At 72.1% G+C, this 13,983-nt stretch carries 14 protein-coding genes; 6 read left to right on the forward strand and 8 right to left on the reverse strand.

Translation table 11 applies throughout. The annotated features are described in order from the left end of the window. Positions 1 to 34: 34 nt before the first annotated feature. The 4 genes from mgrA to ACIPYW_RS12330 all read right to left on the reverse strand — a co-directional run bounded on the left by mgrA (position 35) and on the right by ACIPYW_RS12330 (position 4,450). A complete protein-coding gene (gene mgrA, locus ACIPYW_RS12315; protein ID WP_400413921.1) occupies positions 35 to 1,078 on the reverse strand; it encodes an L-glyceraldehyde 3-phosphate reductase in 1,044 nt (347 codons plus the stop codon). A gap of 104 nt (positions 1,079 to 1,182) precedes the next feature. After that, positions 1,183 to 1,599 carry a VOC family protein gene (locus ACIPYW_RS12320; RefSeq protein WP_400413923.1) on the reverse strand — a complete coding sequence of 139 codons (417 nt, stop codon included), beginning with the start codon at positions 1,597 to 1,599 and terminating at the stop codon, positions 1,183 to 1,185. Positions 1,600 to 1,681: 82 nt separating this feature from the next. Continuing rightward, entirely contained in the window at positions 1,682 to 3,973 is a 2,292-nt protein-coding gene (katG, locus tag ACIPYW_RS12325; RefSeq protein WP_400413925.1) for a catalase/peroxidase HPI, read from the reverse strand. A gap of 12 nt (positions 3,974 to 3,985) precedes the next feature. Continuing rightward, the gene (locus ACIPYW_RS12330; RefSeq protein WP_400413928.1) at positions 3,986 to 4,450 is read right to left on the reverse strand and encodes a hypothetical protein; all 465 of its coding nucleotides are present in this window, start codon (positions 4,448 to 4,450) and stop codon (positions 3,986 to 3,988) included. A 160-nt stretch (positions 4,451 to 4,610) separates the two neighbouring features. On the opposite strand from ACIPYW_RS12330, the gene ACIPYW_RS12335 reads away from it, so the two are divergent. The 6 genes from ACIPYW_RS12335 (at position 4,611) to ACIPYW_RS12360 (ending at position 10,388) form a co-directional block, all read left to right on the forward strand. Continuing rightward, entirely contained in the window at positions 4,611 to 5,342 is a 732-nt protein-coding gene (locus ACIPYW_RS12335; RefSeq protein ID WP_400413931.1) for a VIT family protein, read from the forward strand. A gap of 141 nt (positions 5,343 to 5,483) precedes the next feature. Further along, a complete protein-coding gene (locus tag ACIPYW_RS12340; RefSeq protein ID WP_400413934.1) occupies positions 5,484 to 6,164 on the forward strand; it encodes a response regulator transcription factor in 681 nt (226 codons plus the stop codon). Between the two features lie 31 nt (positions 6,165 to 6,195). Beyond that, on the forward strand, positions 6,196 to 7,554 hold the full coding sequence (locus ACIPYW_RS12345; RefSeq protein WP_400413936.1) for a sensor histidine kinase: 1,359 nt from the start codon (positions 6,196 to 6,198) through the stop codon (positions 7,552 to 7,554). A 253-nt stretch (positions 7,555 to 7,807) separates the two neighbouring features. Next, the gene (locus ACIPYW_RS12350) at positions 7,808 to 9,130 is read left to right on the forward strand and encodes a ferric reductase-like transmembrane domain-containing protein (RefSeq protein WP_400413938.1); all 1,323 of its coding nucleotides are present in this window, start codon (positions 7,808 to 7,810) and stop codon (positions 9,128 to 9,130) included. Next, on the forward strand, positions 9,130 to 9,651 hold the full coding sequence (locus tag ACIPYW_RS12355) for an FMN-binding protein (RefSeq protein WP_400413941.1): 522 nt from the start codon (positions 9,130 to 9,132) through the stop codon (positions 9,649 to 9,651). Before ACIPYW_RS12350 ends, ACIPYW_RS12355 begins: the two co-directional genes overlap by 1 nt. Continuing rightward, a complete protein-coding gene (locus tag ACIPYW_RS12360; RefSeq protein ID WP_400413943.1) occupies positions 9,648 to 10,388 on the forward strand; it encodes an FAD:protein FMN transferase in 741 nt (246 codons plus the stop codon). The genes ACIPYW_RS12355 and ACIPYW_RS12360 overlap by 4 nt, the downstream gene beginning before the upstream one ends. Before the next feature lie 145 nt (positions 10,389 to 10,533). Here ACIPYW_RS12360 and ACIPYW_RS12365 read toward each other — a convergent pair whose 3' ends face one another. The 4 genes from ACIPYW_RS12365 to ACIPYW_RS12380 form a co-directional block, all read right to left on the reverse strand. Further along, positions 10,534 to 11,004 (reverse strand): GNAT family N-acetyltransferase, encoded by a 471-nt coding sequence (locus ACIPYW_RS12365; protein WP_400413945.1) that lies wholly within the window; start codon positions 11,002 to 11,004, stop codon positions 10,534 to 10,536. A gap of 119 nt (positions 11,005 to 11,123) precedes the next feature. Then, positions 11,124 to 11,543 (reverse strand): hypothetical protein, encoded by a 420-nt coding sequence (locus ACIPYW_RS12370; protein ID WP_400413947.1) that lies wholly within the window; start codon positions 11,541 to 11,543, stop codon positions 11,124 to 11,126. Between the two features lie 42 nt (positions 11,544 to 11,585). After that, complete coding sequence (locus ACIPYW_RS12375) at positions 11,586 to 12,338, reverse strand: ABC transporter permease (RefSeq protein WP_400413950.1); 753 nt, start codon at positions 12,336 to 12,338, stop codon at positions 11,586 to 11,588. Next, complete coding sequence (locus tag ACIPYW_RS12380) at positions 12,335 to 13,918, reverse strand: Na+/H+ antiporter (protein ID WP_400413952.1); 1,584 nt, start codon at positions 13,916 to 13,918, stop codon at positions 12,335 to 12,337. Before ACIPYW_RS12380 ends, ACIPYW_RS12375 begins: the two co-directional genes overlap by 4 nt. Positions 13,919 to 13,983: the final 65 nt, after the last annotated feature.

The raw sequence follows: 13,983 nt of genomic DNA on the forward strand, positions 1-13,983 counted from the left end.
GACGACTTTGGTTGTGCACCGGGCAGTCGGCCCCTCAGTTCACTTCGCCCGATCGCGCGCCGGACCACAGGTCCACGTCGAGGACACCGACGGAGTGCTCGTCGATCGTCCGGAGCTCGTCGTCCGTGAAGGTCAGGTTGCCGAGCGCCGCGACGTTCTGCTCGAGCTGCTCCACCCGCGACGCCCCGATCACGAGCGAGGTCACCCGCTCGTCGCGCAGCGCCCAGGCGAGCGCGAGCTGCGCCAGGCTCTGCCCGCGCGCCGCCGCGACGTCGTTCAGTGCCCGCAGGTGCTCGACGACCTCCGGGGTGAGGGACCCGGCGTCGAGCGACTTGCCCGCTGCCGCACGCGAGTCGGCCGGCACCCCGTCGAGGTACCGCCCCGTCAGCAGCCCCTGCGCGAGCGCGGTGAAGCCGATCACGCCGAAGCCGAGCTCGCCGGCCGCGTCGAGCAGCCCCTCGTCCTCGATCCACCGGTTGAGCATCGAGTACGACGGCTGGTGGATGAGGAGCGGGGTGCCGAGGTCGCGGAGGATCGCCGCGGCCTGCCGGGAGCGCTCGGCGTCGTACGACGAGATCCCGACGTACAGCGCCTTGCCCTGCTGGACGGCGGTGTGCAGCGCACCCATGGTCTCCTCGAGCGGCGTCGAGGCGTCGAGCCGGTGGGAGTAGAAGACGTCGACGTACTCGAGGCCCATCCGCTGGAGCGACTGGTCGAGGGAGGCGAGCACGTACTTCCGCGAGCCGCCGCCCTGGCCGTACGGCCCGGGCCACATGTCCCAGCCGGCCTTCGTCGAGATCACCATCTCGTCGCGGTACGGCCGGAAGTCCTCGCGCATGAGCCGGCCGAAGTTGACCTCGGCGGCGCCGTAGGGCGGGCCGTAGTTGTTCGCGAGGTCGTGGTGCGTGATGCCGAGGTCGAACGCGCGGCGGCTGATCGCCCGCTGCGTCTCGAACGGCTTGTCGTCGCCGAAGTTGTGCCAGTACCCGAGCGAGAGCAGGGGCAGGTCGAGGCCGGAGCGGCCGGTTCGGCGGTAGGGCATGGAGTCGTAGCGGTCGTCCGCCGCGGTGTAGGACATGGTGCCGAGCCTACGGAGGCGGCGCGGGCCGCGTCGCGACCCCTCGCGGGGCGGACTGGAGGCCCGTGGCGGGCGCCGCCATGGGCCTCCAGTCCGACCGTGGGTCACGCCGCGGGTGCGCTCGCGTTGACCAGCCAGGTCGTGCCGAAGCGGTCGGTCAGCATGCCGAACGTGTCGCCCCAGGGGGCCTGCGTGAACGGCTCGATGATCGTGGCGCCGTCGGACAGTCCCTCCCAGTAGCGGGTGAGCGCGTCGAGGTCGTCGCCGCTGAGCGACACCGAGATGCTGCTGCCGGTGTCGGCGCGCATGCCGGAGGGGGAGTCGGAGGCCATGAGGAGCAGACCGTTCTCGCCCTCGAGCTGCCCGTGCATGACCTTGTCGCGGTCGGCGGCGTCGACCTCCATGCCCATCTCGGAGAAGGTGCCGACGGTGAGCGAGCCGCCGAAGACCGAATGGTAGAACTCGAGCGCCTCGCGCGCCGAGTCGCGGAAGCCGAGGTACGGGTTGAGTCGGACGGTCATGGTGGTCTCCTTCGAACCGCGCGGACGACGGCGCCCGCTCCACCACCATGGTGGCAGAGCGGGCGCCGCGTCCGGAAGGGTGTCAGGCGGCCATCGGGCCGTACCGCTTCGCACCCTTGACGTCGTACCGGTCGAGCATCATGAGCTTGTCCCACGCGGCGACGAAGTCCCGCACGAAGCGTTCCTGGCCGTCGCTGCCGGCGTAGACGTCGACGATCGACCGTAGCTGCGCGTTCGACCCGAACACGAGGTCGTGCCGCGACGCGATCCAGCGCTGCTCGCCCGTCGCCTGCACGGTGCCGGCGAAGACCGTCTCGGTGTCGTCGGTCTTCGTCCACACCAGGTCGGTGTCCGTCAGGTTGACGAACCAGTCGGTCGACAGCGTGCCGACGCGTCCGGTCAGGACGCCGACGTCCGAGCCGTCCCAGTTCGTCCCGAGCACGCGCATGCCACCGGTGAGCACGGTCCACTCCGGCGCGGTCAGCGTCATCAGGTTCGCCCGGTCGAGGAACACCTGCTCGAGCGCGACGCCCGGGGCGAACTGCTCGAACCGCTCGGAGCGGAAGTTCCGGAAGCCGTCCGCGATCGGCCGGAGCCACTCGAACATCTCGATGTCGGTGAGCTCCTGCGTGGTGTCCACCCGACCGGGCGTGAACGGCACGGTGACCTCGACGCCGGCGTCGCGCGCGGCGTCCTCGACCCCGACGCAGCCCGCGAGCACGACGAGGTCGGCGAGCGACACCGACGGGTGCTGCTCCCTGATCCGCTGGAGTGCCTCGACCACCGGTACCGTCCGACCGTTCACCGCCCAGTCCTTCTGCGGGGACAGGGCGATCCGGCCGCCGTTCGCGCCGCCGCGCTTGTCGCTGTCGCGGTAGGTCGACGCGGCCGAGTAGGCGGTGAACACGAGGTCGGAGGCGCTGATCTGGGCGGAGCGGACCGCGGCCTTCAGCGCCTCGACGTCCGCGTCGCCGATCGGGGCGCCCTCGGCGTCGGGCAGGGGGTCCTGCCAGAGGAGGTCGTCCTGGATCGTGACCTCGGGGCCGAGGTACCGGTACTTCGGACCCATGTCGCGGTGGGTGAGCTTGTACCAGGCCTTCGAGAACGCCAGCGTGAAGGTGTCGAAGTCGGCGAGGAACTTCTCGCACACCTTCCGGTACTCGGGGTCGACCTTCAGTGCGATGTCCGACGTCATCATCATCAGGGCGTGGTCCTTGCCGGGCACGTGGGCGTCGGGCGTGCGCGGCGCGTCCGGGTCCTTCGGCGTCCACTGCAGCGCGCCGGCGGGGCTCTTCGTCTGCTCCCACTCGTGCCCGAACAGGTTCTCGAGGTAGCTGTTGTCCCAGCGGGTCGGGTCCTGGGTCCAGCTGCCCTCGATGCCGTTCGTCGAGGTGTACTCGGCGTTGCCGGTCCCGACCGGGTTGTGCCACCCGAGGCCCATCTGCTCGATCGGGGCGAGCTCGGGGGAGGGACCGATCTCGGTCGCCGCAACCTGCCCGTGGCTCTTGCCGAACGCGTGGCCACCGGCGATGAGGGCGACGGTCTCCTCGTCGTTCATCGCCATCCGGGTGAAGGTGATCCGGATGTCCCGGGCGGACCCCATCGGGTCGCCGTTCGCGTACGGCCCCTCGGGGTTGACGTAGATGAGGGCTTGGTGCGAGGCGGCGAGCGGGCTCTGGAGGTCGTAGTCCTCGTCGCCGTTCTGCCCGTGCCACCGCTCGTCACGGGAGACCATCTCGTCCATGCTGTGCACCTCGTGCGGGTTCCACACCTCCGGCCCCCACCACGTGCCGTCGTCCGGCTCCCACGCGTCGAGGCGGCCACCGGCGAACCCGTAGGTCGGCAGGCCCATCAGCTCGAGCGAGCAGTTGCCGGTCAGCACCATGAGGTCGGCCCAGCTCAGGGCGTTCCCGTACTTGTGCTTGATCGGCTGGAGGAGTCGCCGCGACTTGTCGGTGTTGCCGTTGTCCCACCAGCTGCCGATCGGCGCGAACCGCTGCATGGCCGTGCCCGCACCGCCCCGTCCGTCGGCGATCCGGTAGGTGCCGGCGGCGTGCCAGGCCATGCGGATCATCTGCGGGCCGTAGTTGCCGTAGTCGGCGGGCCACCAGTCGACGCTCGTGGTGAGCAGGGTCTTGATGTCCCGCTTGAGCTCCTCGAGGTCGATCGTCGCGAAGGCCGCCGCGTAGTCGAAGTCCGCGCCGAGCGGGTCGGCGTCCACCCCGTTCCGGTGCAGCGCGTCGACGCGGAGCCGCTGGGGGTACCAGTGCTCGAGCGTCGGCGACTGCCCGAACGCCCCACCGAGGTGGTCACCGCCCGCCGGCAGCGATCCGCCCATGTGGTAGCTGCAAGTGTTCGTCTCGTCGTGTTCCATCGATCCTGTTCCCTATCCCTTCCAGACGGACACGGCCCCTGCGTGTCCGATGACGACGACCTCGATGAGCGAGCCGATGCCGGCTGCGATCAGGAGGACCGGGCCCACGATGCCGACGACGCGGGCGACCCCGCGGCCGTCGACCCGGGCGACACCGAAGCGTTGCCACGCCCACCAGAGGGTGAGCAGCGCGAAGACCGCGACGGACCACGGCAGCAGTCCGTCGGCGAGGTGTGTGTGGCGTTCGAGCAGCGCGGTCTCCTTCTCGTGCTCCTCCAGCCACTCGCCCGACTGGGTCGCGAGCGGCACCGACACGAGTGCGACGAGACCGATGATCGGGGCGCCGACCGCGAGCCACCGTCGTGCCGCCGGCCAGGCGGCGACCGCGATGGCCGTCAGCGCGGCGACCGGTACTGCGACGGAGGTGAGGTGGACGAACAGTGGGTGGAGCGGGATGCCCCCGTACTGCCAGTTCATCGCGAGCCCTTCCAGGTTCCGCGCCGAGCGGCCTCGGCGTCCACCGACAACTGAACCCGCTCGACGGGCCGCCCGCCCGTGCGCAGGCCGGTCACCGCACTCGGACATCGTTCGAGAACACACACGAACGGGTCGCCCACCGCGTGGTTGTCTGGCCGGCGTGACCGACACCGGAACCGACACCGAACACCACGACGGCGAGCCGCACGCCGGCGGCCTGTCCTCGAAGCTCAACTGGCTCCGCGCCGCGGTGCTCGGTGCCAACGACGGCATCGTCTCCACCGCCTCGATCGTCGTGGGCGTCGCGGGCGCGTCGACCTCCGTGCCGGCGATCGCCACCGCGGGGGTCGCGGCACTCGTCGGTGGCGCGGTGTCGATGGCGCTCGGCGAGTACGTCTCGGTGAGCAGCCAGAGCGACAGCCAGAAGGCGCTCATCGAGAAGGAGCGCAAGGAGCTCGCGGACGACCCGGAGACCGAGCTCGAGGAACTCACCCGGCTGTGGGAGGCCCGCGGACTGCAGCGGGACACGGCCGAGCGGGTCGCCACCGAGCTCACCGACCGCGACGCCCTCGCGGCGCACCTGTCGACCGAACTCGGGATCGACGAGGACGAGGTGGTCAGTCCGTGGCACGCGGCATTCGCTTCCGCCGCGTCCTTCTCGGTCGGTGCGCTCCTCCCGCTCCTCGCGATCCTCCTGCCGCCGGACGGCACCCGCATCCCGGTCACGTTCGTCGTCGTGCTCCTTGCGCTCGCCCTCACCGGAGCGACGAGCGCGCGGATCGGCGGCGGCTCCGTCCCACGTGCCACCGTCCGCGTCGTCGTCGGCGGCGCGATCGCCCTCGCCGCCACGTTCCTCATCGGCTCGCTGCTCGGGACGACGGGCGTCGCCTGACCTGCGCACACACGGTGCCAGCCTGGAGGCCCGGTGCGGGTCCGCCGGACCGGCACCGGGCCTCCAGGCGGTCGTCTCCGGACCACCCGCCCAGCGCGACGGCCGTCGGATGGGGCACGATGTGGGTGGAAGGGACGGTGCATGGCGGAGATCCTGGTGGTCGAGGACGACCCGGAGATGGGTGCGCTGGTCGAACGCGGGCTGCGTGACGAGGGGCACGCGGTCACGCTCGTCACCGACGGGGTCGCGGCGCTCGTCGCGGCACGGTCCGGTGCGTTCGACGCGGCGGCGATCGACGTCATGCTGCCCGAGATGACCGGGTTCGAGGTGTGCCGTCGCCTGCGGGAGATGGGGCAGGACTTCCCGGTCGTGCTCGTCACCGCCCGGGACGCCGTCGACGACCGGGTGTTCGGGCTCGACTCCGGAGCCGACGACTACCTCACGAAGCCGTTCGCGATCGCGGAGCTCAACGCCCGCATCCGCGCGCACCTCCGCCGCCGTGCCGCCGGTACGCCGACCGTGGTCGAGGCCGGCGCGGTCCGGCTCGACACCGTGGCCGTCCGCGCCACCGTCCGCGGCCGTGACCTGCCGCTGAGCGTGAAGGAGTTCTCCCTGCTGCGGTTCCTCGTGCAGGGCGTCGGACGGACGCGGTCGCGCAGCGAGGTGCTCGACGAGGTCTGGGGGAGTGCGGAGCACTTCGACCCGACGATCGTCGACCAGTACGTCAGCTACGTGCGGAAGAAGCTGCAGGTCGCGGACGCCGACGTGGCGATCCGCACCGTGCGGGGCGTCGGGTACGCACTCGACGTCGTGGCCTCGTGACCGCCTCGGTCGTCGTGGCGGGCGTGTCGACGTGAGGCTGCTGCGGCGCCTGTCGATCCGGGCGCGGATCACGCTCGGCAGCGTGCTCGTCGGCGCGGTCGTGCTCCTCGCGAGTGCCGTCGCCCTGCACGTGCAGATCGACCGCGCGTCCCTCGAGACCGACCGCTCCCTGGCGATGAGCGACGCGGCACCGTTCGTCGCGGACCTCCGGTCGAACCCGGGGGAGGCGCCCGACCGGCCGACCGAGGGACTGCTCATCGGCATCCGGTCGTCCTCGGGCTCGTGGATCCTCGACCGGCTGCCCGACGGCCTGCGCGACGCCCTGCCGCGGACCGTGGAGCACGAGACGACGCTCCGGCTCGACGTGCACGGCCACCGGAACACCGTCGTCGGGGTCCCGGTCCGCAACGACACCGGCTCGTACGTCGTCTGGGCGGCGCAGGACGGCCGCGCCGGACACGAGACGCTCGAGCGCGTCGACCGGTCGCTCGTCATCGGCACCCTCCTCGCCCTCGTCGCCTTCGGCGGGACGGCGTGGCTGCTTTCCACCCTGGCGCTCCGACCGGTCGGACGGATGCGTCGGACAGCCGAGGCCATCAGCGCCGGGTCCTCGGACGCCCACCTGCCGGTGGGCCGGACCGACGACGAGCTGGCCGGCCTCGCCCGGACCCTGAACGCGTTCCTCGACCGGCAGCGCGAGAACGCCGAGCGCGAGCGGCGGATGGTGTCGGACGCGAGCCACGAGCTCCGGACGCCGCTCGCCGCGCTCACCGCACGCCTGGAGCTCGCGCACCGGTCCTCCGGGGACGCGGCGGCTCTCGAACGCGAGCTGACCGCAGCCGAGTCGGACGCCGCACGGCTCGTCGCGCTCGCGAACACGATGCTCGAGCTGAGCCGCCTCGACGAGGAGGGGCCGACGCCCTCAACCACCGCGTCGGACCTCGTGTCGGAGCTCATGGCGTCGATCGACCGGGCCCGGGCGATCGACGTCGTCGGACCGCGCGACGTCGACTTCACCGTCGATGTCGGTGTGCCGGACGTCCGGTACGGAATCGGCGCGGCCGCGTTCGCGAGGGTCGTCGACAACCTCGTCGCCAACGCCATCGCCGCGGGCAGCGCGGGCGGTTGGGTGCGGGTGGCGCTGCGGCAGGATCCGCAGCAGGACCTCGAGCTCGTGGTGGTCGACGACGGGCGCGGGGTCCCGGAGTCCTTCCTGCCGCAGGCGTTCGACCGGTTCACCCGTGCGGACGAGTCGCGGACGAGGCTCGGCGGGAGCGGGCTCGGGCTCGCCCTGGTCCGGGGCACCGCCGAACGGGCCGGTGGCTCGGCGTCGCTCCGCAACGGCGTCGACGGGGGAGCGGTCGCGACCGTCCGGCTACCGCGGCGCTGATCGGGCACCACTCGAGATCTCGAACGAAGCACCGGGTCCGTTCCGGGTTCGCTCATGGTTCCGATGCAGATGCTGGGTGTCACCCGATCAGCTGCTGGAGAGGACCACGACGATGATCGACACCGCCGGCCCTGCCACCCGCCCCCCTGCCCGATCCGCCGCGACGAGCCGACCCCCGCTCCGTCCCGCGCCCTCCGAACCGCTCGCCGCAGCCGCGCGACGGCGTCGGCGTGCGCGACGCGCCCGGACGGCGATGGCGGACCTGCTCGGCGTGCTCGCCTGGAGTTCGGCCGCGTTCGCGGTCGCGCTGTGGCTCGTCACGCCGCCGTCGCGCACCATCACCGGTGTCGGCAGCGTCCTGACCGATGCGGGCATCATCGCCGGACTGGTCGGCACGGACCTCACCCTCGTGATGCTCGTGCTCGCCGCGCGCGTCCCGCTCATCGACCGCGTGTTCGGGCAGGACAACGCGATCGCGGTGCACCGGGCGCTCGGGAAGCCCGTGCTGTACCTGCTCCTCGCCCACGGGGCACTGCTCACGCTCGGTTACTCCGCCGAGTCGGCGACCAGTCCGGTCGCCGAGACCATCGTGCTGTTCTCGACCCCGGACATGCCGCTCGCGTACCTCGCGCTCGGGCTGTTCGTCACGGTGGTCGTGTCCTCGCTCGTCGCAGTCCGGCGCCGCCTGCCCTACGAGGCCTGGCACGTCATCCACCTGCTCAGCTACGCCGCGGTGCTCGTCGCGCTGCCGCACATGCTCAGCGTCGGCGGGGTCCTGTCGAACGGCTCGTGGCAGCGCGTCTACTGGATCGCGCTCTACGCCCTGGCGCTCGGCCTCATCGCGCTCTACCGGTTCGTCCTCCCGCTCGTCGTGACCCTCCGGCACCGCATCCGCGTCACGGCCGTCGAGCCGATCGCGCCCGGGGTCGTGTCGATCCACCTCAGCGGCCGCGACCTCGACCGCCTCGGCGTGCAGGGCGGGCAGTACGGGGTGTGGCGCTTCTGGACGGCGCGGACCTGGTGGCACGCGCACCCCGTGTCGTTCTCGGCGGTCCCCGGCAGCGGACACGCCCGCATCACGGTCCGCGACCTCGGCGCCGGTTCGGCCAGGCTCGGCCGCATCACGCCGGGTGCCCTGGTGTCGCTCGAGGGTCCGTACGGACTGTTCACGAGCCGAGCCCGCACCGCCCCGTACCTCGCGCTCGTGGCCTCCGGCATCGGCATCACCCCCATCCGGTCGCTCCTCGAGGACACCGACCTCCGCCCGGGCGAGGCCACCGTGCTCCTGCGCGGGACCGACACCGATCAGCAGTACCTCTGGGACGAGACCGCCGAGCTCGCCGCACGTACCGGGAGCGCCCTGTTCGCGATGGTCGGACGTCGAGCACACTCGCGGGAGAGCTGGATGACCGAGGACGACGTCCGACGCGGCGTCACCCTGCGCTCGGTGTTCCCGCGCCTGCTGGAGTCCGACCTGTACGTCTGCGGGCCGAAGGCCTGGTCCGACCTGGTCGTCCGGGAGGCACGGCTCGCCGGCGTCCCGGAGCACCAGATCCACCAGGAACGGTTCGAGTGATGCGCGGGCGTGTGCTCGCCGGGGGCATCGTCTCCTCGGCGGCGATCCTGGTCATCGGGTGGCAGGTCGGCGCGCAGCCGGCGCTGACGGCATCGCAGCAGCAGGCGACGACCTCGGGTGGGACGACCAGCGGGACGGGCAGCGTGGGCACGAGCACCGGCGGCAGCGGGACCACCGGCGGCAGCAGCACCGGCTCGACCAGCGCTGGCACCGGCACCAGCGCGGGCGGCTCCGGCTCGGTCAAGGACGGCACGTTCGCGGGCCAGACCGCGCAGACCCAGTACGGGCCGGTCCAGGTTCAGATCACGGTCTCCGGCGGCAAGCTGACCGACGTCGCCGTACTCCAGCTGACGAACGACGGTGGTCGGTCCGTGCAGATCAGCCAGCAGGCCGCCCCCGTCCTCCGGCAGGAGGCCCTGCAAGCCCAGTCCGCGAAGATCCAAGCGGTGAGCGGCGCGACCTACACCAGCGAGGGCTACGTCACATCCCTCCAATCCGCGCTGGACGAGGCCGGCCTGTGAGCGTCGCGACCTTCGAGACGATGGGCACGGTCGTCAGCATCCGCGGTGCCGGTCCGTCCGCAGCGGCCGAGGCCCGTCGGGTGTTCGCGGGCTACGACCACCGCTACAGCCTGTACGACCCGTCGTCGGTCCTGAGCCGGATCGTCCGTGGTGACCTCCGACTGTCGGAAGCCCCGCAGGAGGTCCTCGACACCTACGCCCTCGCCCTCGAGTGGCGCGACCGCACCGGCGGTGCGTTCACGCCGCACCGCCCCGACGGGGTCGTCGACCTGTCCGGCGTGGTGAAGGCGCTCGCGATCCGTGACGCGGGTGCGGTGCTCGACGAGGTGTCCGAGGACTGGTTGCTGAACGCCGGTGGGGACGTCCTCGTGCGTGGTCTCCACCGCGGCGTGGCACCGTGGAGCGTCGGCGTCGTCGACCCGGCACACCGCGACGTCGTCCTCGGGGTCGCGGCCCTCGAGGCACCTCGTCGTGCCGTCGCCACCTCGGGCACCGCGGAGCGCGGCGAGCACGTCTGGCGACGGTCGACGCCGACGTTCGTCCAGGCGACGGTGGTCGCGGACGACATCGTCACGGCCGACGTCCTCGCGACGGCGATCGTGGCGGGGGACGCCGACGACCTGCGGGGCATCACCGCCGACGGCGCGGTGGACGTCCTCGCGTTCGACGTGGACGGCGCGGTCTGGGCGACACCCGGGGCTGAGCGGATGGTGCGGTCACAGGTCACCGTCGAGTGACGCAGTGACGCGGTGACGCACCCCGGCCGGGAGGCGCGGCGCACCTCCGCCACGGCGGCGCGATTCCAGGACCGGCTCTGAGCCGGACCGCGGCTCGGGTCGACGGATGCCGTCAGCGGGTGCTGCGACGAGCGCGTCAGCGAGCTCACCCCGGCCGGTGCGCCTCCTGCTGCTGCGCGGGCGCCATGTCGTACGTCACCCACGGTGTTGCGCTCGCGACCTCGTCGTACACGCGGCGTGCGGCCCGGTTGTCGGTCGCGGTGATCCACCGGACGACGTTCGCACCCTCCTCCGAAGCAAGCTTCCCGGCCTGACGCAACAGGGCGGTGGCGACGCCCTGCCCCCGGGCGTCCGGCGAGGTGAACAGATCGTCGAGGTAGAGGCCGAACCCGGCGGTAGAGGGACGTGCGAAGCGCCTGAGGTTGGCGAGGCCGAGCAGGGTGCCGTCCGGGTCCGTCGCGACGAGACCGACGAGTCCGTGCGCGCCCGCAGAGACCCACTCCCAGGTGGTGGCGACGACACCGGAGTCCTCCGGCAGTGCGTAGAACGAGCGGTAGCCCGCGTAGAGGACGGACCACTGGTCACCGGTGGCGACCTGGCGGACGTGAGCGTGCATCACCCGATCCTAGGGGGCCGCGCCACCGACGCCACGTCAGTCGTTGCGCACCGAGGCTGCTCGCACCGCTGACGGATCGGGCGACCGTGCCCGATGCCGTCGGCGCGGGGGACCTGCGTTCATGCCCGGGGTCCGGTGGACTGTGACCAGTAGTCGGCGCGTACGACCAGGAACCCCTCGTCGATCTCGGACGACAGGTTGACGACGCGGGGATCCCACAGGGTGCCATCGACACGGTCGCTGAGCGTGTCTGCCAGGTCGTTCGCGGTCGATCCGGACGGTGGCCGGACCGTCAGGAGCCGCCAGCACCCACCGGAGGCGCATTCGACGTCGTCATCGACCACTTCCGATCCCGAGGGGAGCTCGACGACGGAGGCGGCCGGAACGTCGCCCTCGGTCGCGCCCAGGGACAGCGCGCCGTACCGGAGCAACGTCAGCGCCGCGACGACGACGAGGACCGCGGTCAGTGTGCGTCGCGCCGCATCGCGGATGCTTCGAACCGGACCGGTCGGGTTTCCGTCACCGTCCACGTTCCCCACGGCGACAGGCTAGCGGGCTTCGTCACGTCGTCGTCATCGGCGTCAGTCCGCGTGCACCGGGCGCGTCCGTACCGGCGCGAGCAGGTGCGTCAGGGTGACCGCGACGAGCGCTCCTGCGGCGATGATCGCCGCGAGGACGACGACCTGGAACCGCCCCGCCTCGAGCGGCGAGACCCCGCCGAACACCGCACCGACGAAGGCTCCCGGCAGCGTCACGAGCCCGGTGGTGCGGGTCTGGTCGGTGCTCGGCACCATCGCCGCGTGGATGGCGCGTACGACGAGGTCGGCGGTCGCCCGGCGTGGCGTGGCACCGAGCGCGAGCCACCCTTCGACGTCGTCCCAGCGGTCGTCGACGAGCTCAACGAACCGCCGTCCGGACAGCGTGGCGATGGTCATCGCGTTGCCGATCACGATGCCGCCCATCGCCAGGACGTAGCGCGGCGAGAACGCGATCGCGCCGGTTGCGAAGACCACGACCAACGCCGCTCCGATGCCGATCGCCATGGAAAGGGCCACCGGGAACAGCCGGGTCCGGAGCGTCCCGAGGCGGCGGGCGGCGGTCGTCGTCGCGACGCCGAACATGACCACGAGCGCCACCGCGATCCACACCGGGTCGCGGATGACCCCGGTCAGGACCACGCTGAGCACCGCGAGCTGGACGGTGCCGCGCAGGACCGCGAGCGCGGGGGCCCACGGCGACGGGGCCCGGGTGAGGATCAGTGCCGCCGTGGCGATCGCCACCAGCGCCACGACTCCGACCAGGGTCCAGAGGAGCGTGCCGAGGTCGACGGTCACGGGGGTGTCGACCCCTCGAGGCGTGCCTCCTCGGCGTCGTACCCGGCCCGGACCTGGCGGAGGACGAGGTCGTCGATCTCGTCGGCGTCCCGCAGCCGGAGGAGCGTCGCCGCCTTGTGCTGCACGAGGGCGAGTTCGAGCGCCACCGCGGCGTCGTGTCGCTGGAGCGTGGGGTGGTCGTCGTCCTCGGCCTCCTCCCGTGCCTGGATGACGTCCAGGTGCGCCTCGTAGTCCTTCCGCACCCGTTCGACGATCGACCGGTCGGCACCCGCGGCGCGCGCGAGCCGGGGGAGTGCGTCGAGCGCCTCCTCGATCGCGGTGCGCTCGGCGTACCGGCGTTCTTCGCCGACCGACTCGTCCTCGGGCAGTGCCGCACGTCGGAGGACCGCCGGCAGCACGAGCGCCTGCCCGACGACCGTGAGCACGACCACGCCGGCGGTGACGAACACGATGAGGTCGCGGTCCGGGAAGGCGCCCCCGGACTCGAGCGTCCGCGGCACGGCGACGGCCATCGCCAGCGACACCGCGCCGCGGAACCCGGCGAACCCGCTGACCAGCCGGTCGCGGTGTCCCTCGCGTGGCTCGCCGCCGGTCCGACGCGTCACGAGCCAGACCGTACCGCCCGCAGCCCCCAGGAAGGCGAACCGGACGACGACGAGCAGCACGGCGACCGCCACGATGAGACCCGTCGCACGGAGCAGTTCACCGGAGTCGAGGGCACGTGCGGCGATCATCGCCTCGATGCCGACCAGCACGAACAGCGCGCCGTTGAGCAGGTACGTGAGGAACGACCAGAACGCCCGGACCTGCTGCCGGGTCTCGGCGCGGTCGAGCTTCGGCGCCACCTGACTCACGACGATGCCGGCGGTGACGACCGCGAGCACCCCGGAGGCATCGATCGCCTCAGCGCCGAGGAACGCGACGAACGGCACGAGCAGCGTCAGCAGGTTCTGCAGCACGACCGAATCGACCCGGCGGAGCACCAGCGTCCCGAGCCACGCCGCGGCGAGCCCGGCCGCCACCCCGCCGACGTACGACAGCACGAGCATGCCCGACACGCCCCAGAACGTGAGCTCCTGCGTCCCGACCGTGACGGCGACCGCGATGCCGTACACGACGAGGGTGGTGCCGTCGTTCACGAGGCTCTCCGCGCGGAGCACGGTCACGTTGCGCCGCGGCAGCATGCGCGTGAGGACCCCGACGGCCGTGGCGTCGGTCGGGGCGACCGCGGCACCGAGCACCCACGCCGGCCCCCACGGGACACCGAGCAGGTGCAGGAGCGCGGCCACCGCGCCCGCGGTGACCACCACGAGGAGCGTCCCCATGAGGACGATTCCGCGGAGGTTCTTGCGGATCTCCCGGAGCGAGGTAGTGAGGCTCTCCCAGTACAGCAGCGCCGGCAGGAACAGCAGGAGGACGGCGTCCGCGGGGAGTTGCAGGTCCGAGAACTCGGGGACGAGCGCGAGGCCCGCACCGATCACGAGCAGCAGCACGGGCGGCGCGATCCGGATGCGGTCGGCGACGCCCGCCGTCACCGCGATCGCGAGGCCGAGCACCACCACCAGTTCGGGTCCGAGCACGCGTCCCTCCTCCGATGACCGACGTCCCAGTCAACCCGCTGGTGGCTGACGGCGGTGTCGGTCGA

The sequence above is a fragment of the Curtobacterium sp. NPDC089689 genome, assembly GCF_044749145.1.
In the GTDB taxonomy this organism is placed as follows: Bacteria; Actinomycetota; Actinomycetes; order Actinomycetales; family Microbacteriaceae; genus Curtobacterium.

Excerpts from the sequence above, each read along its gene's own strand:
- mgrA (WP_400413921.1), bottom strand. The coding sequence starts at position 1,078 with ATGTCCTACACCGCGGCGGACGACCGCTACGACTCCATGCCCTACCGC.
- ACIPYW_RS12320 (WP_400413923.1), bottom strand. The coding sequence starts at position 1,599 with ATGACCGTCCGACTCAACCCGTACCTCGGCTTCCGCGACTCGGCGCGC.
- katG (WP_400413925.1), bottom strand. The coding sequence starts at position 3,973 with ATGGAACACGACGAGACGAACACTTGCAGCTACCACATGGGCGGATCG.
- ACIPYW_RS12330 (WP_400413928.1), bottom strand. The coding sequence starts at position 4,450 with ATGAACTGGCAGTACGGGGGCATCCCGCTCCACCCACTGTTCGTCCAC.
- ACIPYW_RS12340 (WP_400413934.1), top strand. The coding sequence starts at position 5,484 with ATGGCGGAGATCCTGGTGGTCGAGGACGACCCGGAGATGGGTGCGCTG.
- ACIPYW_RS12350 (WP_400413938.1), top strand. The coding sequence starts at position 7,808 with ATGGCGGACCTGCTCGGCGTGCTCGCCTGGAGTTCGGCCGCGTTCGCG.
- ACIPYW_RS12355 (WP_400413941.1), top strand. The coding sequence starts at position 9,130 with ATGCGCGGGCGTGTGCTCGCCGGGGGCATCGTCTCCTCGGCGGCGATC.
- ACIPYW_RS12365 (WP_400413945.1), bottom strand. The coding sequence starts at position 11,004 with ATGCACGCTCACGTCCGCCAGGTCGCCACCGGTGACCAGTGGTCCGTC.